Annotated in this window: 21 protein-coding genes and 2 pseudogenes; 20 read left to right on the plus strand and 3 right to left on the minus strand. The window is 72.3% G+C overall.

Annotation, left to right across the window (positions count from 1 at the left end):
* Positions 1 to 253: 253 nt before the first annotated feature.
* The 7 genes and pseudogenes from AC3AOF_RS31870 (at position 254) to AC3AOF_RS31900 (ending at position 7,847) form a co-directional block, all read left to right on the plus strand.
* Positions 254 to 1,523 (plus strand): annotated as a pseudogene (locus tag AC3AOF_RS31870) (IS256 family transposase).
* Between the two features lie 33 nt (positions 1,524 to 1,556).
* Positions 1,557 to 1,898, plus strand: a pseudogene (locus AC3AOF_RS31875) (VOC family protein); the annotation flags it as partial.
* 340 nt (positions 1,899 to 2,238) lie between these two features.
* Positions 2,239 to 2,895, plus strand: coding sequence for a 2Fe-2S iron-sulfur cluster-binding protein (locus tag AC3AOF_RS31880; RefSeq protein WP_488349103.1), 657 nt, complete (start codon positions 2,239 to 2,241; stop codon positions 2,893 to 2,895).
* Positions 2,895 to 3,845 (plus strand): FAD binding domain-containing protein, encoded by a 951-nt coding sequence (locus tag AC3AOF_RS31885; RefSeq protein ID WP_488349104.1) that lies wholly within the window; start codon positions 2,895 to 2,897, stop codon positions 3,843 to 3,845. The genes AC3AOF_RS31880 and AC3AOF_RS31885 overlap by 1 nt, the downstream gene beginning before the upstream one ends.
* 1 nt (position 3,846) lies before the next feature.
* A complete protein-coding gene (paoC, locus tag AC3AOF_RS31890) occupies positions 3,847 to 6,060 on the plus strand; it encodes an aldehyde oxidoreductase molybdenum-binding subunit PaoC (protein WP_488349105.1) in 2,214 nt (737 codons plus the stop codon).
* A 23-nt stretch (positions 6,061 to 6,083) separates the two neighbouring features.
* On the plus strand, positions 6,084 to 6,599 hold the full coding sequence (locus tag AC3AOF_RS31895) for a VOC family protein (protein WP_488349106.1): 516 nt from the start codon (positions 6,084 to 6,086) through the stop codon (positions 6,597 to 6,599).
* Positions 6,600 to 6,728: 129 nt separating this feature from the next.
* Positions 6,729 to 7,847: an alkene reductase gene (locus tag AC3AOF_RS31900; RefSeq protein WP_488349107.1), complete on the plus strand. Its 1,119-nt coding sequence runs from the start codon at positions 6,729 to 6,731 to the stop codon at positions 7,845 to 7,847.
* Here the strand turns inward: AC3AOF_RS31900 and AC3AOF_RS31905 are convergent.
* The 3 genes from AC3AOF_RS31905 to AC3AOF_RS31915 all read right to left on the minus strand — a co-directional run bounded on the left by AC3AOF_RS31905 (position 7,797) and on the right by AC3AOF_RS31915 (position 11,079).
* A complete protein-coding gene (locus AC3AOF_RS31905) occupies positions 7,797 to 8,276 on the minus strand; it encodes a hypothetical protein (protein WP_488349108.1) in 480 nt (159 codons plus the stop codon). The two genes, AC3AOF_RS31900 and AC3AOF_RS31905, sit on opposite strands and share 51 nt — an antisense overlap.
* A 133-nt stretch (positions 8,277 to 8,409) precedes the next feature.
* Positions 8,410 to 8,919 (minus strand): hypothetical protein, encoded by a 510-nt coding sequence (locus tag AC3AOF_RS31910; protein ID WP_488349109.1) that lies wholly within the window; start codon positions 8,917 to 8,919, stop codon positions 8,410 to 8,412.
* 18 nt (positions 8,920 to 8,937) lie between these two features.
* Complete coding sequence (locus AC3AOF_RS31915; protein ID WP_488349110.1) at positions 8,938 to 11,079, minus strand: M48 family metallopeptidase; 2,142 nt, start codon at positions 11,077 to 11,079, stop codon at positions 8,938 to 8,940.
* Positions 11,080 to 11,614: 535 nt separating this feature from the next.
* Here AC3AOF_RS31915 and AC3AOF_RS31920 point away from each other — a divergent pair.
* From AC3AOF_RS31920 to AC3AOF_RS31980, 13 genes are all read left to right on the plus strand, one after another.
* Entirely contained in the window at positions 11,615 to 11,893 is a 279-nt protein-coding gene (locus tag AC3AOF_RS31920; protein ID WP_488349452.1) for a hypothetical protein, read from the plus strand.
* A 51-nt stretch (positions 11,894 to 11,944) separates the two neighbouring features.
* Positions 11,945 to 12,898: a hypothetical protein gene (locus tag AC3AOF_RS31925; protein WP_488349111.1), complete on the plus strand. Its 954-nt coding sequence runs from the start codon at positions 11,945 to 11,947 to the stop codon at positions 12,896 to 12,898.
* A 14-nt stretch (positions 12,899 to 12,912) separates the two neighbouring features.
* Entirely contained in the window at positions 12,913 to 13,440 is a 528-nt protein-coding gene (locus AC3AOF_RS31930) for a hypothetical protein (RefSeq protein ID WP_488349112.1), read from the plus strand.
* Positions 13,437 to 13,877, plus strand: coding sequence for a hypothetical protein (locus tag AC3AOF_RS31935; RefSeq protein WP_488349113.1), 441 nt, complete (start codon positions 13,437 to 13,439; stop codon positions 13,875 to 13,877). The genes AC3AOF_RS31930 and AC3AOF_RS31935 overlap by 4 nt, the downstream gene beginning before the upstream one ends.
* 129 nt (positions 13,878 to 14,006) lie before the next feature.
* Positions 14,007 to 14,267, plus strand: a complete 261-nt coding sequence (locus AC3AOF_RS31940) for a hypothetical protein (RefSeq protein WP_488349114.1) — start codon at positions 14,007 to 14,009, stop codon at positions 14,265 to 14,267.
* A gap of 223 nt (positions 14,268 to 14,490) precedes the next feature.
* Complete coding sequence (locus tag AC3AOF_RS31945; RefSeq protein ID WP_488349115.1) at positions 14,491 to 16,611, plus strand: caspase family protein; 2,121 nt, start codon at positions 14,491 to 14,493, stop codon at positions 16,609 to 16,611.
* Positions 16,608 to 17,951: a hypothetical protein gene (locus AC3AOF_RS31950; RefSeq protein WP_488349116.1), complete on the plus strand. Its 1,344-nt coding sequence runs from the start codon at positions 16,608 to 16,610 to the stop codon at positions 17,949 to 17,951. The genes AC3AOF_RS31945 and AC3AOF_RS31950 overlap by 4 nt, the downstream gene beginning before the upstream one ends.
* A 39-nt stretch (positions 17,952 to 17,990) precedes the next feature.
* On the plus strand, positions 17,991 to 18,488 hold the full coding sequence (locus tag AC3AOF_RS31955) for a hypothetical protein (RefSeq protein ID WP_488349117.1): 498 nt from the start codon (positions 17,991 to 17,993) through the stop codon (positions 18,486 to 18,488).
* A gap of 79 nt (positions 18,489 to 18,567) precedes the next feature.
* On the plus strand, positions 18,568 to 19,974 hold the full coding sequence (locus tag AC3AOF_RS31960) for a hypothetical protein (RefSeq protein ID WP_236993364.1): 1,407 nt from the start codon (positions 18,568 to 18,570) through the stop codon (positions 19,972 to 19,974).
* The gene (locus AC3AOF_RS31965; protein ID WP_236993363.1) at positions 19,971 to 20,495 is read left to right on the plus strand and encodes a hypothetical protein; all 525 of its coding nucleotides are present in this window, start codon (positions 19,971 to 19,973) and stop codon (positions 20,493 to 20,495) included. The genes AC3AOF_RS31960 and AC3AOF_RS31965 overlap by 4 nt, the downstream gene beginning before the upstream one ends.
* 7 nt (positions 20,496 to 20,502) lie before the next feature.
* Positions 20,503 to 21,684 (plus strand): hypothetical protein, encoded by a 1,182-nt coding sequence (locus tag AC3AOF_RS31970; RefSeq protein ID WP_488349118.1) that lies wholly within the window; start codon positions 20,503 to 20,505, stop codon positions 21,682 to 21,684.
* An 83-nt stretch (positions 21,685 to 21,767) separates the two neighbouring features.
* Positions 21,768 to 22,784, plus strand: a complete 1,017-nt coding sequence (locus AC3AOF_RS31975) for a trypsin-like serine peptidase (protein WP_488349119.1) — start codon at positions 21,768 to 21,770, stop codon at positions 22,782 to 22,784.
* A 103-nt stretch (positions 22,785 to 22,887) separates the two neighbouring features.
* Positions 22,888 to 23,730 carry an OmpA family protein gene (locus AC3AOF_RS31980; protein WP_488349120.1) on the plus strand — a complete coding sequence of 281 codons (843 nt, stop codon included), beginning with the start codon at positions 22,888 to 22,890 and terminating at the stop codon, positions 23,728 to 23,730.
* Positions 23,731 to 23,742 lie beyond the last annotated feature (12 nt).

Below are 23,742 nucleotides of genomic sequence, written 5' to 3' on the forward strand. Positions count from 1 at the left end.
CAGACGTAAAAAGTCCCGTCGCGGTCGGTGACCTGCCGGAGCTCCCCCGAAACCTTCGGTCGACCGGCCGGATTGCGGGGTGCGTAAAGCGGGGTCGTGTCCCGTGGAGTGGTGTAGCTGACCGAGAGCGGGAGAGCCCGCCTGCGCGCCCTCACAGCGCAGTAGCAGGCGGGATCTCTCGCGGGGGTGGCCATCGGCGGTGACGGGTTAGGATCGGGTTGTGAGCACCAACCCCGAACCCGGGAGACCCCCGATGACCGATGCCGTTATGAGCCTGCGGGCGCTGGCTGAGAAGAGTGCTGACGCGGACGTGCTGCGCGAGATGATTGGCTTTGCCGCCCAGCGCCTGATGGAACTGGAGGTGGGCGGCCTGACCGGTGCCGCCCATGGCGAGAAGAACCCGGAGCGGCTGGCCCAGCGCAACGGGTATCGTGACCGAGACTGGCAGACGCGGGCCGGCACCGTCGAACTGCGCATCCCGAAGCTGCGGACGGGGAGCGACTTCCCGAGCTTCCTGGAGCCGCGCCGGATGACCGAGAAGGCGCTGACAGCCGTGATCCAGGAGGCCTACATCCAGGGCATCTCGACCCGCGCGGTCGACGATCTGGTCCAGGCCTTGGGCGGGACGGGCATCTCCAAGAGCCAGGTCAGCCGGCTCTGCCAGGAAATCGATGAGCGTGTGAACGCCTTCCTGGAGCGGCCGATCGAGGGCGAGTGGCCCTACCTCTGGATCGACGCGACCTACGTGAAGGTGCGCCAGAACCACCGCATCCAGGGTCCCCATCGCACCCGTGCGATGGGAGCCCGGTCTCGGTGGCCGTCATCGTGGCGGTCGGCGTCAACACGGATGGCCGGCGCGAGGGGGCACCCATCGTGGCCTGCCACGATGGGAACCCGTGCTGGGCCTCGACATCGGCCCGTCGGAGGCCGAAACCTTCTGGACCGAGTTCCTGCGCAAGCTGGCCCGGCGTGGTCTGCGCGGGGTCAAGCTGGTGATCTCCGACGCGCACGAGGGCATCAAGGCCTCGATCGCCAAGGTGATGACGGCGTCCTGGCAGCGGTGCCGGGTGCACTTCATGCGCAACGTCCTGGCCCATGCGGGTCGCTCAGGCCGACGCGTCGTCTCGGCCTTCATCGCCACCGCCTTCGCCCAGGAGGACGCCGAGGCCGCCCGCCAGCAGTGGCGGCGCGTGGCCGATCAGCTCCGGCCCAAGGTGCCGAAGCTGGCGGCCCTCATGGACGCGGCGGAGACCGACGTCCTGGCCTACATGGGCTTCCCGGCAGCACACCGGGCCAAGCTGCACTCGACCAACCCGTTGGAGCGCCTCAACGGCGAGATCAAGCGCCGCACCGAGGTCGTCGGCATCTTCCCTGACGAGCCTTCGATCCGCCGGCTCGTGGGCGCCATCCTGCTCGAACAGAACGACGAATGGGCGGTGCAACGCTGCCGGTACATGACCCTGGAAAGCATCGCCCCAATCGGCGATGATCCTCTCGTCACCCTGCCAACCCTGGCAGTCTGACCAGTCCGGCCCGGCCGGTCATCGTGGTGGACCAGCCCCAGCTACACCACACCCTGGGACACGATCTTCTACGTCCGCGACGACGTGAACTTCGACAGGTTCATCGCCGATCTGGAGGCCGAGTGCGCACGCCGCGGCATGACACAGGTCAGGGCGAACCGAACCGTGGCCGTACATTCCGAACAGGAGCGCCGCGCGGCGCCGCGGGATACCAACACGATCAAGATCCACGAGGGTCCGTCAAACGGCTGGTCGATCATCTACTGCAAGGGGCCCGAGGGCGAGCAGCTCGAATTCGTCCAGGTACTCGGCCCCGTGAAGAAGACGTTCGCGGATGCCGCCGAGGCGCGCCGGATGGCGACGAACCGGGGCTGAGGGCGGAGATCGACAGGCGAGTCGAGAGCGGACCGGCCGCCGGCGGGGCTCGTTCAAGGTGCCCTCGAGAACCAGTTTCCAATCTCCCGGTGGTCGGTCGGATGGAATTTTCGTCGCCCACGAAGTCTTCGCATATGAAAGCGACAACAAGGCCCAGGAGGCCCAAGCTTAAGGTCCGGCTCGCCGAGTTTTCGAAGCTCGACCCTGGCGGCGTGGAGATCAGGACGGTGCGCGTGCGCGCGACCCCGGACCCTTGGGAAGCACCGAGCCAGGATGCTGCCCATTCAGCCGTGCGGCTCGGCCATCGCGCCAGCGTCGATCGATGAGGAAGGGTTCTTCGATGAGTCTTCCCCCGTCACACGAGATCGGCCGACGAGAGGTCGTGAACATTGCGGCAGTCGGCGTTGCGGCAGCGGGTCTGCCACCGGCAGCCGGGGGACAGGCGGCAGGTTCGTCAGGGTCGCTTTCCCTGTCCATCACGGTCAACGGCGAGCGTCAGCACCTCTGCCTCGACACCCGTGTCACGCTGCTCGATGCCCTGCGCGAGCACCTGCACCTCACGGGCACCAAGAAGGGCTGCGATCACGGCTATTGCGGCGCCTGCACGGTGCTAGTGAACGGGGTCCGCATCAATGCCTGCCTCAGCCTCGCGGCCATGCACGACGGGGACGAGGTGACGACGATCGAGGGCTTCGGCCGGCCGGACCGGCTGTATCCGATGCAGGCGGCGTTCGTCGTGCACGACGCCTTCCAGTGCGGCTACTGCACGCCGGGCCAGATCTGCTCGGCGGTGGCGGTCCTCGCCGAGATCGAGGCGGGCGTTCCAAGTCATGCCACCGAAGATCTCGCGGCGCCGATGACCCTGAGCAACGGCGAGCTGCGCGAGCGCATGAGCGGCAATATCTGCCGCTGCGGCGCCTATTCCAACATCGCCGATGCCGTGGTCGACGTTGCCGTGGCCGACGTTGCCGTGTTCGACTTGGCGAGGAGGCCCTGATGCAGCCCTTCACCTACGAGCGCGCCGCGAGCCTTGAGGCGGCCGTGGCGGCCGTCGCCGCCCGGCCGGGCGCCCGGTTCATCGCGGGCGGCACGAACCTGCTCGACCTGATGAAGTTCCAGATCGAGACACCGGCCCACCTCGTCGACATCCGGCACCTGCCCCTTCGGGCGATCGAGGACCTGCCGGACGGCGGCCTGCGCATCGGCGCGCTCGCCACCAACACCGAGGTCGCGGCCCATCCGCGGGTGAAGCGCGAGTACGGCGTCCTCGCGCGGGCGATCGTGGCCGGCGCCACCGGGCAGTTGCGCAACAAGGCGACGACCGCCGGCAATCTCCTGCAGCGCAACCGCTGCCCGTACTTCTACGAGACGAGTTTGCCGTGCAACAAGCGCCAGCCGGGCTCGGGATGCTCGGCCCTCGGAGGCATCACCCGCTCGCTCGCCGTCGTGGGAACGAGCCCCCATTGCATCGCCCAGAACCCGGGCGACATGGCCGTCGCGATGCGGCTTCTCGACGCCGCTGTCGAGACCATCAGGCCCGACGGGTTGCAGCGCCGGATCGCGATCGGCGATTTTCACCGGCTGCCGGGGGACCGGCCGGAGATCGAGCACCCGCTCGAACCGGGCGAGCTCATCACTGCCGTCACGCTCCCGCGGCCGCCGGGCGGGACGCACCGCTATCACAAGGTCCGCGATCGAGCCTCCTACGCCTTCGCGATCGTGTCTGTCGCCGTCGTCCTGCAGAAGGACGGGACCGGGCGGGTCGCGTTCGGGGGCGTCGCGCCGCGACCCTGGCGGGTCGAGGACGCGGAGGCGCTCCTGCCGGACGGTCCGGCCGCCGTCGTGAGGGCGGCGTTCCGGGGCGCGACGCCGACGGCGGAGAACGCCTTCAAGATTCCACTCGCCGAGCGCGCCCTCGCGCTGGCACTGAGCGAAGGGAGGGCGTGAGATGCGATTCGATACGCCTGCCGGGCAGAACCCCATCGACCGTCGAAGGATCATCGGGCAGCCGCACCGGCGCGTCGACGGCGCCCTGAAGGTCACCGGGACGGCCCCTTACGCGTATGAGCGGCACGACGCCGTCGCCGACCCCGCCTATGGCTGGATCGTCGGCGCCACGATCGCCCGCGGGCGGGTGACGGGGATCGACTCGGCTGCCGCGCGCGCGGCTCCGGGCGTCCTCGCGGTCCTGACGACGCTGGAGCACGACCCAGCCCCCCCGGGGTTCCGGACGACCCTCCACCTGTTCGGCGGCGCCGAGGTGCGCCACTATCACCAGGCCGTCGCGCTCGTCGTGGCCGGGACCTTCGAGGAGGCCCGCGCGGCGGCCCATCTCCTGCGCATCGACTACGAATCCGAGCCGGCGCGCTGCGATCTGGCGGCGGAGGCCCCCAAGGCCGAGCCGATCGCGGATCGAGACGGACCGGACTACCCCGTGGTCGACCGGATCGGCAATGTCGAGGCGGCGCTCGCCGCCGCCCCCGTGACCCTGGACGAGACCTACACCACCCCCGACCAGACCCATGCGATGATGGAGCCGCACGCCACCACCGCCGCGTGGCGCGACGGCAAGCTGACGATCTGGACCTCGGCCCAGGTCGTGTCCTGGCACCGCAACAGCCTCGCGCAGGCGCTCGGCCTCGCCAAGGACGATCTCCGGCTGGACGCGCCGTTCATCGGCGGGGGGTTCGGTGCGAAGCTCATCATGCGCAGCGACGCGCTCCTCGCCGCCCTCGGCGCCGAGGCCGTCGGACGTCCGTGCAAGGTCGCGTTGCAGCGCCCGCTGATCGCCAATAACGGCACGCGCCGCGCCGGCACGATTCAACGGATCCGCCTCGGTGCGGACCGTGACGGGCGGCTGACCGCCATCGCTCATCACAGCGTCAACGGAAACCTGGCCGGAGCCTTCGCCGAGGCGGCGGTCGCGCCGACGCGGCTGATCTACGCGTCTCCGAACCGCGACCTGTCCATGAAGCTTGCGACCCTCGACCTTGCCGAAGGGAACGACATGCGGGCGCCCGGAGAGGCGCCAGGCCTGATGGCGCTCGAGATCGCGATGGACGAGATGGCCGAGAGGCTCGGCCTCGACCCCGTCGCGTTCCGGATCCTGAACGACACGCAGGTGGATCCGCGCAAGCCGCAGCGGCTCTTCTCGGAGCGCCACCTGATCGAGTGTCTCGAAGTCGGCGCGAAAAACTTCGGCTGGGCACGCCGCAACCCGGGGCCCGGCTCCGTGAGCGACGGTCGCTGGCTCGTCGGCATGGGCATGGCGGCGGGCTTTCGCCAGAACCTGCCGATGCCGTCCGGCGCCCGCGTCCGGCTCGAACAGGACGGCCGGCTCACGGTCGAGACCGACATGACCGACATCGGGACCGGCAGCTACACCATTCTCGCCCAGACGGCGGCCGAGATGATGGGCCTGCCGCTCGACGCCGTGACGGTCCGTCTCGGCGACTCGGACTATCCCGAAGCCGCCGGCTCAGGCGGGCAGTTCGGCGCGAACAATGCGACGTCCGGGCTCTACGCCGCCTGCACGGCTTTGCGGGCGAGCGTCGCGGCGCGGCTCGGCTTCAACGCCGAGGACGCGGCGTTCGCGGACGGGATGGTCACGGCGGGACGCCGGAGCGTGCCTCTCCTCGACGCCGTAAAGGATGGGCCGCTGACCGCGGAAGACCGGATCACCTATGGCGACCTCGACAAGGACTTCGTCCAGGCCACCTTCGGGGCGCAGTTCGCCGAAGTGGCGGTGAACCGGTTCACCGGGGAGATGCGCATTCGCCGCATGCTCGCGGTCATCGATGCCGGCCTGGTGCTCAATCCGCTCACGGCGCGAAGCCAGGTGATCGGCGCCATGACGATGGGGGTCGGCTCGGCGCTCATGGAGGCGCTCGTCGTCGACACCCGCCACGGCTTCTTCATCAACCACGACCTCGGCGGCTACGAGGTGCCGGTCCATGCCGACATCCCGCATCTCGACGTCGTCTTCCTCGATCACCCCGACCCGGTCTCGTCCCCGATGAAGGCCAAGGGCATCGGCGAGATCGGCCTGTGCGGGGCGGCCGCGGCGGTCGCGAACGCCGTCTACAACGCGACCGGCATCCGCGTGCGCGATTATCCCGTCACGCTCGACAAACTGCTCGACCGACTGCCGCGCGCGGCCTGATTCCTCACCCGCGGAGAAGAGCGATGTCCCATCATCCCGCTCCGGTGACGCATGTCGGCCTGACCGTCACCGACATCGAGGCAGCGACGGCGTGGTACACCAAGGCCTTCGGCTGCCGTCACATCATCGGGCCCCTCCACATCCGGCACGACGGCTCGCATATCGGCGAGGTGTTCAAGGGGATCTTCGGTGACCGTTTCGAGGAGGGATACGTGTCCCACCTCGCCACCGCGAACGGGGTCGGGATCGAGCTGTTCGAGTTCGTCACGCCGACGTCGGAAACCGCGGACGACACCTTCCGCTACTGGAAGACCGGTGTCTTCCACTTCTGCCTGGTCGATCCCGACGTCGAGGGCCTCGCGCGGCGGATCGCCGAGATGGGCGGCACGCAGCGCTCGAAGGTCTGGACGCTGTTCGAGGGAGAGCCGTTCAAGGCCGTCTATTGCGAGGATCCCTGGGGCAACCTGATCGAGATCTACTCCCACTCGACGGAACTCAATCACGCCAACCGGAGCGACATGGCCGCCCGGGCCGAGTGAGACCGTGTTCGACCTGCTCGACGGTCTTGACACCCTCCCCGTCATTCCGGGGCCGCTGTGCGGCGCCGAAATGACGAGGGGCTTGATATCTGTCCATTTCAATCAAACAGGCGCTGAGAGATCCCGCCCATGCCGATGACCGCCGATCGTGATTTGTTTTCTCCGACGAGGATCGGAGCCATCAACGTCGCCAATCGCGTCGCGATGGCGCCGCTGACGCGCTCACGCGCCGACATGGAGGGCGTCCATTCGCATCTCGCCGTCGAATATTATCGGCAGCGCGCCTCGGCCGGCCTCATCATCACCGAGGCGACCAACATCTCGCGGCAGGGCCGGGGCTACGCCTTCACGCCGGGCATCTACACGGAGGCGCAGGCCGAGGCCTGGACGCGCGTGACCTCGGCCGTGCACGAGGCCGGCGGGCGGATCGTCTGCCAGCTCTGGCATGTCGGGCGCATGTCGCATGTCAGCCTTCAGGAGAATGGCGAGGCGCCGGTCTCGGCCTCGGCCATCCAGGCCGGTGAACTCGTCTTCCTTGAGAGCCGCACGCAGGCTCCCCCCTCCATGCCGCGCGCGCTGCGGACCGACGAGATTCCAAGTCTGATCGACGATTACCGGCGCGCCGCGTCCCTGGCGAAGCAGGCGGGCTTCGACGGGATCGAGGTGCATTCCGCGAACTGCTACCTGCTCGACCAATTCATCCGCGACAGCACCAATCGCAGGACGGACCGCTACGGCGGCTCGATCGAGAACCGCACGCGGCTTCCCATCGAAGTCGTCTCGGCCGTGGCGGAGGTCTGGGGTGCCGACCGCGTCGGTCTGCGGCTCTCGCCGATGACGCGAGCCGTCGGCGACACCCCGCTCGACAGCGATCCGCAGGCAACTTACGGCCATCTCGCCCGGAGACTGGGCGAGCTCGGGCTGGCCTATCTCCACTGCGTCGAGGGGCAGACGCGCGGGCCCAACGGGTCGTCGGCGTTCGACTACAAGGCGCTGCACGCCGCATTCGGCGGGGCCTACATCGCCAATAACGGCTACGACCGGCAGCTTGCGGTCGAGGCGGTCGCGTCCGGCTACGCCGACATGATCGCCTTCGGCCGTCCGTTCATCGGCAATCCCGATCTGGTCGAGCGGCTGCGCCGCGAGGCCCCTCTGGCGGAGGCCGACCCGGGGAGGCAAGATGCGGATCGCACGCATTCAGCCTCGGAAGCTCGTCGAAGCCCATGCGACCTCACGGCCCCCGTTTAGCCATTTGGGAGGCGTCGTACCCGTCACGGCGACGCGGAGCGGATTGCTGGCAGCGGGGGTATGGGCTCGTGCGGCTTGGCCGGCTTTGCGCCCGGGAGACCCGCCATGCATGGCGCCGAGCACCGAAAGAATGCCGAGCACCACCATGAGCACGGAGTAGTACTGCATCGGGATCCAGAACAGGGTGTGGCGCCCACGCAGGATCACGATCTGTCCCGTACGCGGATCAACCAGTTCGCGACCCGGGAGATCGTTGAGCCGGGTGCCGAGCCACCAGTTGAACGCTGCGGCGACGACCCAGACGAGGACGACCCCGGTCGGCGTCGGGATGCCGATGCGCGCGAGCGCCGGATCGAGGAGCACGCTGACGACAAGGCCCGCGGCCGCAATGAGCGCCGAGAGCATGCCCCAGCCTGACCAGATGATCATGTGTTCGAGCTCCTCCTGATAAACGCCTCATCGGACGCGTCCGATAAGAGCCGATCAGCGTCCTCTCTCAGCGCTCAACGGGGCGTGGGCCGTGCAGACCCGTTTTCGCCGTCACGCGCCGCCAGTGCCGGGATTATGCCGTGCGCCGATTGCGGAGGAGCGAGAGCAGCGCCCCGAAGATGCAGGCTGCGATCGCACCCATGCCCACCAGAAGGGTGATCGTCCGGTTCCAGAGCCGGTCGAGGCCGAGATCGGTGGTGACGAAGTCTGGCCGGGCCGGGTCGGCCATCACCCCGACGCGATAGTCACCGGCATGGAGGCCGGTGAACACGTAGTTCACTCGCCGCGTCACCGTTCCGGTGGGAGTGCGCAAGGCGAGGGTCGCATCGCAGATGTGGATGACGAGCTTGGCGCTGCACGTCCCCTCGCTCACTCGGGCGTCGGGGGCGGCTTTCGCCGCCGCGTGGACCTGCCAGTCCGAGATCACCGCCGGCGCCGTGTAGACCGCGCAGGCGATCAGGATGCCCCCGAGCGCCATCACGCCGAACAGGACCCAGAAGGTGTTGACCCACCCGTGACCCCGGGGCGGCAGCCGCAGGGCATCGGGGCGGTAGGACGAGGCGGTCTCGGGTGTTTTGGTCATGAATCCTCTCACGGTTTGTCAGGCGGGCTCGGTCACGGGCACGGTGACCGCGGTCCCGGCGAGGATCGACCGGGCCTGTGCCGCCGATTGGTAGGTGGCGATGAGGTCGGCGAAACCCTGCGGGTTCATCCCGCGCGGCATGGGAAGCGGCAGCGTGACGATGCGGCGTTCAGGGTCGAGCCTCGCGGCGGGGTGGCCGGGCCGCCGCTCGGGCCAGGGCACGGCCGGCGGCAGCAGCACGCGCATGACGAGGCCGCCATGGTTCCCGGTCAGGTCGAGGTCGGCGATGTCGCTCCAGGCGATCGTCCGGTCGAGCCCGGGCGCGGCCAGGCCTTCGGGCCTCAGGACTAGGATGACGGGCTCGCCTCGCGCCAGGATGAACGCTCCGGCCCCGCCCATCAGGATGGCGATCGCGAGCGCCGCGGCAAGGACGACAGTGGCCTCGCGGGGCAGGATCCCGGGGATGCCGAACAAAGCCACGGCCAGGGCGGCCAGGCCGAAGAGGCCGCCGGCCACGGCCAGCACGAGGCCGCGGGGGCGGTAGTTCGCGCGCAGCACCCGCTCCTCGGTACCGACCTCGGCGGCTTTCTCTTCCAGGCGGGCGCGGAACGCCGCGACGCGCTCGCGCACCGCGTCGAGGAAGTCCTCACTCGCTGCCCGGCACAGGCTGGCCGGGTCTGCAAAGTAGGCGGCGAGCTGACCGAGGGCGTGCGGCGGCGGTGTGACAGCGGCGGCATCCAACAGGCCGGCGTCGATGGTCTGTCCGAGGGCGGCGATGCGCTCGCGGGTCGGCGGGTGGGTGTCGGTCGGATGGGCCTGCTCGGCCTCGATGTGACGGGCCGGGTCGTCGAGGCCGCGAGCGACGACGCGGTCGAGCATCGCCGCCACGAGGTCTGGTGGTGCCGCGTCGGGGGCCTCGGCCGCGGCGGCGAGGGTCTCGGCGATGCGCGGGGCGAGGGCGCCGCTGCGCAGGAGCGCTCGCACCGACGCCTCGGGCGAGGTCACTCCGGCGCCAGCCGCATCGGCCGCGAACTCGCGCACCCGGCTCCAGTGACGCACGGCGAGGTGGAAGCGCTCCATCACGAACCGGCCGAGCCGTACCGAGGGCCCGAGCAGGCCGAGGGCGTGACCCTCGCGCGCCGCGACCACGTCGAGAGAGCGCGCGACCCCGGCATAGATCGGCAGGAAGCGCTGGCTGTAGGCGGTGTCGCCGCCGGCGTAATGCGCGAGCTCGTGAGCGATGATCGCCGCGGTCTCGTCGCCACGCATCAAGGCGAGGTGCGGCAGCGGCAGGTGGAGGATGCGGCCCGAGAGCCGCGCGCCGCCAGGCTCCAGTACCGCCGGGCCGGCGGTGACGAAGAAGCCTTCGGTCAGGCCGACGACCAAGGCCTCGGGCTTCAGCGCTCCCATCCGCTCGGCCAGGCCCTCGACGAGGCGCCACAAGCCCGGCGCCTCGGCCGGCGTGATCTGTCGGCCGAGGATCGGCACCGGGTCGGGCTCGAAGGCGTCGAGCGCTCGGCGCAGGCCGAGGAGGGCGCCGCCCGCCGCGAGGAGCGTGGCGGCGACCGCGACGGCGGCGATTCCCAAGAGCTTCATCCCGTCGCCGGAGAGGCCACTTTGGAGCAGCAGCCCCGATTCGAAGGCGACGACGGCGACGAAACCGGCGGTCGCCGCCAGGATCTGGGCCGCGAGGGACGCCGGCAGCAGGCGGCGCACGAGCGAGAAGCCACCCACCAGTGCGTCGCGCGAGCTGCGCCCGAGCCTTGCGAGCGCGGCCCCGGCGAGCAGCACGAGGAGCGAGAGTCCGGCCGCGATCCCCCCACCTGCGATCGCGACCGGCGGCAGCCAGCGGCGCCAGTCCATGACGGCGACGAGCGTTCCGGCGCTGTCCCGGGCCCCGCGCGCCATCACGACGGCGAGGGGACCGCCGTAATTCTTGCCGTCGTGGCGGAACTGCAGGCGAAAATCAGGCCGCCCGTCGCGTGGCGTGCGAGCCTCGAGATCCGCCACGACCCGGGCAAGGCGGTCGTGCTCGGCCGCGAACTCGGCCCAGTCATCGGCGCCGCGCTGCCGCTCCCACAGGCCGAGGAGCAGGAGGGCGAAGGGCAGAAGCACGGTGGCGGCGATCAGACCGGCGAAGGCGCGCGGCCGCGAGGGCACGTGCGAAGTCGTTGCCTCGGGAATGGTCGCCTCCTGGGCGTGGGAGATCAGATGCCGATACGGCATGAAGCGCACCAGACGATCGCAAGACGATCGAGCGGCGCTATCTAGGGCACGCCGGTCGAAGTGCCGGAAAAGCGGCGGTAGATCGGGCGCAGCACGTCCGAGGTCTCGAAAGGTAGCAGGATTTCTAGCGGTATGAGCGTACAGGTCAACCCAATGTTTCTGGCGATCGTCGACGAGGCAAACCACGACCCGTCGCCGGGCGTCGGAGCACCAAGCGTTGCGATCCCCTTCTCTGGCCTGGTCGGGTGTGTGACCTCTCGATCGCAGCGGTTGCGCAACCGTGGTTGACCCCCAGTCGATCCTCGGGTTAGCGTGATGATGGAAAGACCATCCCGATGCCATCGCCTATCGGGGCTCGGCCGCCACTGATCACATACTGATCATCAGCCGGATAAGGATCAGCGCTCGGCGTCGAGCCGATCGCTGATCTCGACGACCAGCGGAGTCCGCCAAGTGGCGACAGGGCGATATCTTCATCCAGGTGATCCGGATCCTACCGCGGGAGGCCGTCGAGCGTCCTCTGCCGCATACCATGCTCGTCCACGGCGAACTCACCGGCCACAGCTACCGGGTCGCCGACCCCGCCTCCCTGTTCGCCAGCGGCGTCTGCTTCTCGCTCGACATATGCGGAGATCAGGCGCTGGTCGTCCATGACGAGCACGGTACGATCACGCCCGCGCGCGGCGTCTGCCAGGTCTGGCGGCAGCGCAAATTCACGCCCCAGCGCATCGTGGCCGTGCAGGACTAGGCGCCGGTGAGCCCCCGACCGCCTCCCGCTTCGCACGAGCCCGTCCGGCGCATGCTGTGCCCCCACGACACTCTGGCCGCGGCGGTCGCCGCCGCGGTGCTCGACCTTTCCGCCACACCCTTCCGATGGTCGCAGGCCTTCAGGGCGATGACCTCGCGAAGCCGCCACCCCACCATCGCGCAAAGGATCGCGACCGCGCCCGCCGCGATCATCGCCAACCCGACGCCCGCATCCGGATCGCCTGCCATGAGACGCGCCCATCCGACGCACAGGACCGTCCGCCGGTCACGCCGTGCCGTCCTGCTCGCGGTCCTGGCCTCCGCGGCGGGCGTCTCGGACGGGTGGGCGGAGGAGAACGAGTGCCGGCGCGCGCCCACCCTCTCCGCCGGCCCGGTCCTCTCCCTGGGACGGGTCTCCGCCCCGGGCCGCACCGCCTTCGTCAAGGACGGCCTTGCCCGCGCGGGCTGCCCCGATCCGGGCCCGGTCTGCCGCGAGCGGGCCTACCTGGTGACCGGCGATGCCGTGATCCTCGGCGAGCGCCGCGGCGCGTTCCTGTGCGCGACCTACCGGAGCGGGAAGGACGACGAGGTCGGACGTATAGGCTGGATCCCTGCAGAGGCGGTGGCGCTCGAGTCCGCGGCGTCGGTCGCCCTCGAGGGATGGCTCGGCGCCTGGAAGCAGGCCGAGGCGCAGATCCGGGTGACACGCGGGGACAAGGCCGGCACGCTCGCCGTTGCCGGCGACGCGACCTGGGGCGCGGGCGATCCCGAACGGGTCCGCCGCGGCGGAATCCATACCGGCGAGATGTCCGGCACATTCGTGCCCGTCGGCGACGCCGCCAGCTTCGCCGTGGGCGAGGCGGGCACCCTGCCGGTGCAGAAGGGCGCCGAGACCGATTGCAAGATCTGGCTGCGACGGCTCGGCCCCTGGCTCGTCGTCGACGACAACCTCGCCTGCGGCGGCCTGAACGTCACGTTCCGCGGCGTCTACCGGCGCACGCTGTGACGGGAGCGACGGCGATGAGCATCCATACGAACGCGGAGCTGTGCCGGTTCGCCGCCCGGGCGCGGCGGGACTTCTCCGTCGCGCCCATGTCGGACCCGAGGTGGCGCAGGCAGTTCGGCGCCCTCCTTGCGCTCGCCCTCTTCCTCCCCGGCCCTGCCCGGGCCGCGCCCGCACAGGTTGCCGGCCTTCCGTTGCCGGGCTGCGCCGAAGTTCGCGCCGCCGCCCTGTTCGACTCCGCGCTCGTGACGGCGTTCGAGACGCGCTATCCGCGGGCGCTCGTCGGCGAGGCCTCGGTCGAGCGGCTCGATCTCGATCCGGGGCAGGTCGAGAACGCCGCCGCCTACCTCGCCTGCGTGGCCGGCCTCACCGGGCTCGACGTCTTCGTCGCCGAGCAGGGTCTCGCCCTCTTCGCAAGCCGGCGCCACGGCCGCGCGGCGCTGGCCGCCCTCGACCGGATCGCCCGCGGGATCGGGCCGGAGGCGCGGGGTGCCCGCGACTATGCCCGGCAGATCCGCGCCTACCTGCGGGGGCCGGGCCGGTGAGCGCGCGCCCCGCCGCCGCGCGATCGGCGTTGCGTCTGGCCTTGCTCCTGGTTGCCCTGCTCGCCGCCTGCACGCCTGGGCGACCGGTTCCCGTCGCGGAGATCGAGGCGTTCATCGGCGTGCCGCTGCCGCCCGGCCATCGCGGCCTGCGGAGTGCCGACGAGGCCGGGGTCGACCGGCTGATGCGGCTCACCTTCGACGCGCCGGAGGCCGAGGCCGCCGCCTTCGCGGCCCGGCTCGTGCCCGGGGGGCTCACCCCCGGCGGCGGTGCGGGAATCACGCTTCTCGGCAGCGGGTTCGACGGGTGGCTCGCGGCCCTGCCGGAGGGCGCGGCCGGCGGCGAGGCGCCGGTGGCGGGCCGGCGCGCCCGCAAGGTCGTAGTTGCTCCCGCCGGTCCCGGTCTGCGGCGCGTCTGGGTCGCGGTGTTCACCCTGTGAGGCGCGCTCCCGCCGCCACGCCGCCCGGATCGGGATTTTTTCGTTCCTGCCGGATCGGCGCGCGCGAAAACCGGTCTGGCCTGCCCATGGCCTCGATGAGGGCGGACAGCGCCCGAACGGAGATGTGCCATGACGAAGACCACGATCCTCGCCGCCGCCGTCCTGCTCTGCTGCACGGTCCCGGGTTTCGCCCAGGATGGCGAGGCTCACGGGAGCCGCGGCAACCAGGAATTCATCGGCGTCGATCTCGACAACGGCGGGGTCTACTTCAACGGCCGCGATTCCGGGCGTTACTGCCTCTATCGCACGGTCGAGGTCTTCAACCGGGCTACCGGATACATCGAGCCGCGGCGGGTGCGCCGGTGCGGGCGCGGCCTCTACCTGCGCTGAGGAGGTTCCGCGATGCTGAAGACCCTCTCGCCGCTGCACCTCGCCCTGTTCAGCCTCGCCCTCGCGCTCATCGCGCGGTAAAAAATCGCTACGCCATGCAAGGGCCGTTTTCGCCACCACGCTCCGGCCGCCTGAGCCGGATACCGGCCCGTCACGGGAGCCCAGGTCGGGCACAAGAGCCATGCCGGGAGGCTGCTTCCCGCCGCGAGCAAGGAGACCACGCATGACCAAGGCCACGGCGTTGCGGGGCTGCGTTGCCCGGGTCGGGCTCGCCCTTCTGGTGCAGGCGGCCGCGATCGTCCTGTCCGGTGCCGCCCGGGCCGCGCCCGAGACGCCTGCCCCCGGAGCGTCTGCTCTCGAGACCCAGGCCTTCGCCGACAACGCCGACTCGGTCGCCGTCGTGATCGGCAACCGCAGCTACAAGCAGACGGTGCCGGTCGACTACGCGCATAACGACGCCGAGGCGATGCGGGCCTACCTCGTCCAGCGCCTCGGCTACCGCGAAGCCAACGTCTTCGTCCTCAAGGACGCGACGCTCAACGAGTTCAACCAGGTGTTCGGCACCGAGCGCAATCCGCAATCCGGCCGGCTGTGGCGCAGCGCGCGCGAGGGGCGCTCGAACGTCTTCGTCTACTATTCGGGCCACGGCGTGCCGGACCTCACCAGCCGCCAGCCCTTTCTCCTGCCGGAGGACGGCAACCCGAACCAGGGCGAGAGCGGCTATGCCCTCGAGACGCTCTACCGCAACCTCGACCTCGTGAAGCGCAAGATCGGGTCCGGGCGCCAGCTCGTCGTGATGGTGGATGCCTGCTTCACCGGCGAGACCGGGCGGAAGGGGGAGAGCCTGCTCGCGGTCTCGGCCCCCGGCTTCGCCCCGGCCCGGCCGAAGGCGGAGAGCGGGATCGTGCGGCTGGTGGCGACGTCGGGCGCGACGCCGGCGAACTGGGACGAGGCCAATCGGCTGGGCCTCCTCACCAGCCGCTTCCTGATGGGCGTCGCGGGCCTCGCCGATGCGGGCGACCGGCCGGGCGGTGGAGACGGCCGGGTCACCTGGGCGGAGCTGAAGGGCTACCTGAAGCGCGAGGTCGAGGAAGCGGCGCGCCGCACCTCCGGCCGCGAGCAGGTGCCGGAGATCGACGACGCGCCGATCGTCCTCCAGGCCTCGCTGCCCGTCGACGCGGTGGCCAACGGCGTCGCGGCATTGCGCGACGAAGCGGCGTGGCGCCGGGCGGAAGCGCTCGGCACGCGCGAGGCATTCGAGGCCTATATCGGCGCCTGCGGCGCGGTCTGCGCCTACCGGCCTCAGGCGATGGACCGGCTGCTCGCCGGGCGCCAGCGCGACGCGACGGCGATCGACCAGGAGAACTGGGCGAAATTCGGCGCGGCGCGGCAGTACCAGGCCTACCTGGATTCCTGCACCGAGGCCTGCGCCTATCGTGGCCTGGCGCAAGGCTATCTCGGCGGCTCCGACCCGAGTGGCGATCCGCGGGTGAAGACCTGCGACGCGCTCGCCGCCGGCACCGACGATCCCGACCGGCCGCAGGCCGTCCCGGGCGTGAAGTACGGCCGGATCGAGGCCGCGTCGGCGATCGAGGCCTGCCGCGGGGCGTCGGCCGCCTACCCGTCCCTGCGCCGCCTCGCCTACCAGCTCGGCCGCGCCTACGACCGGGCCGACCGCGCGAAGGAGGCGTTCGCGGCCTACGACCGGGCGGCCAGGGCCGGGAGCACCGCGGCGATGAACAACCTCGCCACGCTCTACGAGAACGGTCAGGGCGTGAAGCGCTCGCAAGGCGAGGCCTTGCGCCTCTACCGCCAGGCCGGCGAGGCCGGCAACGTGGTGGCGCTCGCCAACGCCGCCCGCATGCTCGAATACGGCAACGGGGTCCCGAAGAACGAGGCCGAGGCGGTGGCGCTCTACCGGCGCGCCGCGGACGGGGGCGACGTGCCCTCGATCAGCAAGCTCGTGCCGCACTACGCCACCGGCGCCCACGGCTTCCAGAGGGATCTGCGCCAGGGCTTCGACCTGTTCCGCAAGGCGGCCGAGAAGGGCGATCCGGTGGCGATGGCAACGATGGCGACCCTGATCGACAACGGCTTTGCCCGCTACTTCCCGGGGGTCGGCGCCGCCGACATGGTGCTGCGGGCGCTCAAGCGCGGCGAACTCGGCGCTGCCGCGGTCTCGGCCACCGATACCGCGGCGCAGAAGCTGAAGCCCGAGACGATCCGCACCGTGCAGCGCGCGATCAAGCAGGCCGACTACTATCCCGGCGCGCTCGACGGACGCTTCAACCCGGTCTTCGTGCGCGCCCTCGATCAGTACGCCAAGTCGAACGAGACGGAATGAAGCACCGTCTCGCCGCATCGCTCGCCGCGATCCTCGCCGCGGCCCTGCCGGCCCGCGCCGATCCCGGCACCGACGCGCTGGCGCCCTTTCTCGACGCGGTCGCTTCCTGCGCCGGGCGGTCCGATCTCTCGCTCGCCGTCATCGGGCCCGAGCCCGGCCAGACCGCGTGGTCGCGCGAGCAGGCCGAGGAGGTGCGCCTCGCGGTCGAGAGCCGGCTTCAGGGGACCGGCCGGGTCCGCCTCGCGGCGGCCGCCGACGTGGTGCGGGTCAAGGCCCTGCGCGAGGGGACGACCGGCCTGTCCGGCCCGGAGGCCGAGGCGCAGATCCGTGCCGCCTTCGCGGGCGAGGCCAGCGTGTTCCTGGTCGAGCCGCGCCGCGCCGGAGAGACCGCGGCGTTCCGGCTCCAGGCGATCACCCGCAGCGCCTCCTGCAAGGCGACGAGCGAGCCACTGACGGTGCCGATCCGCGTCGGCGCCGGCGTCGCCGACGTCGATGCCGAGCTGGAGCGGGCGGTGCGGGCCTTCGGGCAGGCGGCGCCGAGCGTCGCCGCGGTCGAGGTCTGCCCGTTCGAGGCCGAGGGCGGCCACTCGTCCTGCGCCGGCGCGCTCACCGACCGCCTGCTCATCGCCCTCGACGCCGAGGCGCGCTCGGCCAGCCGCATCCTCAAGGGCGCCCGCCTCGAGGTGCGCCGCCGCCCGCCCGGCACCGCCTGCGCCGGTCCGGTCACAGCGCGCGGGCGCTTCCTCACCGACCGCGAGCGCCGCTCCTGGATGGAGCTGGAGTTCCAGCGCGATGGTGCGGTGCTGGCGCCGACCGGGCGGCGGCGCATCGCCGTCGAGGGCTTGGGCTGCGACCCGACCCCGCGCCCCTTCCTCGACCACCTCGCGGCGACGGCGCGCACCGATGGCGGCCGGCTCGCGGTCGCCGCGACCGCCACCCCGTTCGCGCGCGGCCAGCGGCTCGAGCTGCGCATCGACGCACGGGCGCGCCAGAGCCTGTACTGCTGGGTGGTGGCCCCCGACGAGACCGCCTTCGTGGCGCTGCCGGTGCGGGGCAACGCCGCCTCGCTGACGCCCCTCGCCGCCGGCGACGTCCGGCGTTACCCGCGCGGCTACGGCCTCGACGAGATCGTCGCCGGGGACCCGTTCGAGAACCTGTTCTCCTGCTTCGGCGTCGCCGGCGGCCTGCCGCCGGAACTCGCCGAGCGCTGGCTCGCCGCCGCGCCGGGCGCCGACGGCGAGGCGCGCCTGCTCCAGCCGCCCGAGGTGCTCGACCTCGTCGATCGGATCCGGGCGGTGCCGGGCGTGACCGAGGCGACGGCCAGGATCGTGGTGCGATGAGGGTGGGCACCTCGTCCTCTCGCTCAAGGAGAACGTCCGATGCGAAACCTTCTCGCCGCCCTCCTGTGCCTCTCGGCCGCGCCGGCCTGCGCCGGGGGCTTCGCGCTGCGCGACCTCACCGCCGTCGCGGACGAGGCAGGATCTGCCCTCGGCCAGGGCTACGCGGCGCGGGCCGCCCCGGAGCGGCTTACCCTGATGTGCACGACCTGCGAGGGCGCGCCGATGGTCGACCTGCTGCTCGGCCGCCAGGCCGACGGGACCGAGGAGCGGGTGCGCGCGGGCCGGACCTCGATGGCGCAGCTCGAGGACATCTGCCGGTCGCGCAGCCCGGATTGCCGGCTGTCCGGCCTGTCGGTGGATCCGGCGGTGGGGTGGGTCACCACCTACGGCATCGGGTCGAGCGCGGGGGCGACCGCCGTCATCCTGCGCGACGGCGACCTCCTGACGATCCGGGCGCTCGCGGGCAGCCGCGACGTGGCGGCGCGTCAAGTCGAGATCCTGGTGCGCCGGATCGCGCCGCGCATCGTCGGCGGCTGACGGTGGCCCCGGGGGTGACGGACCGGTGGGGCGGCGATATCGGTGGGCGACGAACGGGCGCGGGGCCGAGGGCGGACGCATGACCGGCGGATACGACGAAGCTTGCGCGGCCGACCTCGCCGCCGTGGCCGAGGGCCGCGACCTCTCCCGCGAGGACCGGGCCTGGCTCGCCCGGGTCGTCGCCGGCGCGGTGCGGCCGAACCGCGACAAGCCGCTCTGGGACCTCGCCCACGCCCTCGCCGCCCTGGCGCGGCTCGCCGGTGCCCGGGACGGGCGCGACCTCGTCACCCTCGCCCTCGATCCGGGGCTCGCCCGGGCCGACCGGCTCGAGGCCCGGTTCGCCGGCACGGGCGAGGCGGTCGATGCCCGCGGGCCGATCCTGCCGGGCGGAGAGGCGGGCTGGCGCACGACCTGGTCCGGCCTCGCCCGGCTCCTCGCGCTGGCCGAGTTCGTGCTGACGGCGGAGGACCTGGCGCAGTTCGCCGCCGTCACCGGCTGGCTCGACGACCTCGCCGCGGCGCCGGATGCCGAGGGCGCCGTGTCCTTCAGCCGTCGCCTGGCGCGTTACCTCGCCGCCTATCGCCACGCCCACCTGCCGCTCGCCCCGCTGGAGCGGCGCTTCCGGGCGATCCTCGGCTTCCTCGATGGGCGCCGCGCCTTCACGGACGACGACATCCTGGGCTTCTGGCGTGGGCAGATGCGCGAGGGCGAGCGGCCGGGCTTTCGCACGGTCGCCGAGCATTTCGTGACCTTCGAGGCGGCCTCCGCCCTGCTCGGCGGCCTCGCGGGCCTCTCCGCCCCCGCCTCGCTCGACGCGGTCGAGGGCTGGGAGGAGCGGCTCGACGCCTCGCTGGCCGACCTCGCGGGGGCCGAGCCGGCCGAGACCCTGGCGGCCCTGCTCGCCGCCCTGCCCGACGGGCCGAAGATCCTGACCGGGGCGGAGCGCGACGACCTCGCCGAGTTCCTGCGCCTCGAGCCGTTCCACCGCACCCGCCCGCTCACGACCCTGCGGGCCGCGAGCTTCGGGCGGGTGCAATCCGGCCTCGCCAACCGCCTGCGCCGCGGCGGCGGCGGGGCGGGGATCGCCGAGCGTACCGCCTGCGCCGAGGCCGAGACCTACCCGGCGCTGGCCGTGCGGGTCTCGGCGCTGACCGTCCATCTCGACCGGATGCTGCGGATCGCGGCGGCGCTGCGGGTTCCGGCGGAGGCCGAGGGCCTGTCCCCCGAGGCCCGCGACGCCCTCGCGGCGGCACGCGCCGACATCCGCCGGATCCGGCGCGCCGGCTTCGACGACCCCGACCGGCTCGCGGCGGGGTTCGCCGCAGCGGACGCCGCCCTGCTGCGGCTCGCCGAGGAGGCCGGCCGGCTCGCCCGCGCGATCGCCGGCCTCGCCCGGCAGCGGCCGCTCGACGCGGCCTTCGCGACGGACCGGGACGTCTTCGCCGACGCCTTCGCCGAAGCCTACGCCGCGGAGGCGACCGCGTGAGCGACGAAGCGCGCCTGCTCGCCGAGATCCACGCCGCCCGCGCCCTGATGCGGGCGAGCGAACCTGCCCGCGACACGTCTCGGGGCCCGGGCGCCGCGGAGCTGTGGGCCCACGCCATCCGCGAGCCGGGCGAACCGGTCGACCTCGCTCTGGTGCGGGCGATCCGCGACGACCCCGCGACGGCCCGGCGCTACCGGGCGCTGCTCGCAGGCCAGGCGATTGCCCACGCGCCGCTCGCGGCGGCGGCCTCGGACGGCGCGGTCGCATCACGCCGCGTCGGCCCCTTCACCCTCGGGATCCTGCCCGCGGACGAGGACGCGCCGCCGCTCCTGGTACTGCGCGGCAGCGCGGCGCGGCCGCCGCGCGTCATCGAGGCGATGCTGGGCGACGAGACGGTGCGGCTCGCGTTGCCGCCGCCGACCGACGGCGCGATCCTCGTCGCCCTCGACCCGGACGTGCCGGAGGCGGCTCGGCTCGGCGAGATGCTGCGGGACAGGTCTTGCGCGGTGTTCCTGCTGTGACGGCGGCATGAAGCCGGCTTCCATCGATCCGGTCTCGATCCTGGTCGTGGTGCCGACGACCGGCGGTCCGGTGGTTCTGCGCAGCCTGAAACGCCGCCCCGGCCTGCCGGCCTCCGCCGCCTTCGCGGCGGGCGATTACCGGCCCCTGCCCTGGTCGGGCGACTACGCCCGGCTCGCCGCGGCCGGCGGGCCGCTATCGCGCCTCGCGGGCGAGGTTTCCGAACCTTACGAGTTACGGCTCTCCGGCTCGTTCGATGCCGGGCGCTCGTGGGAGGTACCGGTCTGCCTCGCCCACGGCCTGCTGGCGCGAGGTCACAGCCTCACCGCCGATCCGGAGGCGGCCGACCTCGTCCTGTGGGCGACGGGAGCGGTCGATCTCGACCTCGCGGTGCTGCCCGGCGACTACGCGCTCCTCGACAAGCTCGCGCGCTCCCGTGGCCTGCTCGCGGCGGCGGCGCGCGCCGACCTCGCGGTCCTCCTGCCCGACGGGCCCGAGACGGCGGAGGCCGCGCGGGCGCTTCGCGACCTCGGGCGGGCGCGGGCGCCGGTGATCCTGTCGGCCGCAAGCGTGCCGGCCGCTCTCGCGGTTTTGGCACGGCCAGCGCCCTACCCCGCCCCGGCGGCCGGGCGGCGCCCCGCTCTCGTGGCCGCGCTCGTCGCACTTCTCGCCGCCACGGCGCTCGCTGCCGGCTTCGCGATGCTCCGCGCACGCCCGGAGGCGGAGCGGCCGGTCGCCGCCGCCGCGACACCCGCCCCGGTTGAGCCCGGCACGGCCATCGCCCCTACGCCGGACCCCGTGGCGGATGGCGCCGTCGTGGAGGAACTGGCCGCTCCGGCGGGCTCGACCTGCCGGCGCGTCGCCTTCGGGGCCGACCCGCCGGTACGGCGTCCGGTCCCATCGGAATCTCCCGGCCGGCTGAGGGCGAGCCGCCTCGCGCCGGACCTGTGCGGCCTCGCCTTCCGCGCCACTCTGCCCGGCGCGCGGGTGACAGTGGGCCCGGAGCTCGCCGCCGCGGCGCTGCCGCCGACCCGGCTGCCCGACGGCGCCCAGGCCTATTTCCTGCGCGAGGGCGCCCGGCGAAACCTCGTCTACACGGTCCAGGTGATGACGGGCTCTGCCGATGCGGATCCGGGCGCCGCAAAGCCGTCGGGCACGGTCGATCGGTTCGTCCACGGCCTCGTCCCATAAGGACTGTTCCCGGCCCGGGATCGACTTGTTTTGACTTGCGGACCGGCGGACGGCATAAAGCCGGCGCCGAGAGGAGGACAGCGATGGCCACAAGCCACCGGACACGCCGCTCGACCAAGGGGGGGATTTGGGGATTCACTGGCCTGATCTTGGCAATCGGCGCGGCTGAGCCTGCGCGGGCGCAGAGCGTCGGCTTCGATCCCACCGATTACGGTCGCGCGCAGTTGCCGCTGCGGCAGACCACCGGCGACGCAGCCGCTTATGTCGACCGCAACAAGGGCGCGTTCGAGCCGATCGCCGAACTCGATCCGCGCGACGGCCTCGCCGCGCTTGCCCGCCCGATCGGCCGGGTCGACATCGTGCTCAGGAACGCCCGCACAGGCCAGGCGGTCGGCGCCTCCTGCACCGGCGCGCTTTTGCCGGGCGACTACGTGCTGACCAACCACCACTGCCTGCCGCAATCGGGCGACCTGACCCCGGTCAAGGCCTCGATCCTGATGGATTACCTGACCCTCGACGGGCAGGGCTCGCGGCGGTTCGAGATCGACCCGAAGCCGGTCGAGTTCGACGCGCGCCTCGACTACGCGCTCGCCCGCGCCGCCGGCAACCCGACCGCGACCTACGGCGCGGCGCGGCTCTCGGGCGAGGCGGTGCCGGGCAACCGCTCGATGCTCGTCATCCACCATCCCCTCGGGCGGCCGAAGGTGATGAGCCGCTTCCGCTGCTTTGCCCTTAAGGAGCAGGGCGAGGGGCCGGACCTGCGCCACCGCTGCGACACGCTCGGCGGCTCCTCGGGCTCGCTGATGTTCGACGCCTCGGTGGCCGGCGTCGCGCTGCACAAGGAGGGCGGCCTCGACCCGAAGGACCCGTCGAGCTTCAACGCCGCGACCCGCCTCTCGGCGATTCTCGGCCGCAGCCGCATCCTGTCCGAGATCGCGGCGCGGCAGGGCCGGCCGGCCGCCGCCACGGCGGCCGCGGATCCGGCCTCGCCTCCGGCCGCGCCAGCGACGAGGCCCTCCGCCTCATCTGCAGCCGCCCCGCCCGCACCCGACGCCCCCCTCGATCCGGGGCGGATGAACGCGATCCTGCGCGGGCGCTGATCTTTTCCCGAGACGATCTGTGCGCCGGCGCGGCGAAAACCGCTCTGGCTCGTCCAGGCACGGGGTGTGACGGGCGAAGCAAGGCCCGGAGGAGAACGGAACCATGCGGATCGACGACGCGCCCGCGCGGCCGACCATCATCGCGGACGCCGCCCTGCGGCGCACGGCCAGGTGTCGCCTCGGCCGCTCCTGCCTCGCGATGGCCCTGGGCCTCGTCGTCGCCCTCGGCGGCGCGGCGCGGGCGAACCCGCTGATCGAGGCGCCCGGCGGCCCGTACAGGCTGGACGAGGCCGGGCCGGCGGAGGCGGAAACCCGCAACCCGTCGGCGACCGCCATCATCCGCTCCCTCGCCCCCTTCGCCGACGGACATCCGGGACTCGTCTCCGGCGCGCCGGCGCGGGCGCTCAGCCCGGACGACGGCGGGCCGTCCGTCCGCGTCGATCCGGCCCGCACGGTCGATCTCACGGTGTTCTTCGCCTATGACAGCGCCCGCCTGACGCCGGAGGCGCGCATCCAGCTCGAGCCGCTGGGCCAGGCGCTCGCCTCGCGCGACCTCGCCGGCCACGGCTTCCTCATCGCCGGCCACACCGACGCGGCGGGTGCGCCCGCCCACAACCGGCGCCTGTCCCTCGCCCGGGCCCGGGCGGTGCGGGCCCACCTCGTCGAGACCTACCGCATCGCGCCGGAGCGGCTGCGCGTGCATGGCTGGGGGCCGACCCGCCCGAAGGACCCGGCCGCCCCGCTGTCTCGGGTCAACCGGCGGGTCGAGGTCAGCCTGATCGCGCCCGTCCGCCACGGCGGGCTCAGCTTCCCGAGGCCAGCCGCAGAGGCGGCTTGTGCGGCCCCGGCCTCGACCGGCCCGACCCTGGCCGACCCGCGCCGGCGTGTGGCCCTCGACCTCGACGATTTCGAAGCGGCACCGACGCCGCTGCCCTGCTCCGAGTGACCGATCCGACAT

It is taken from the genome of Methylobacterium sp. 142-1Y (genome assembly GCF_057747795.1).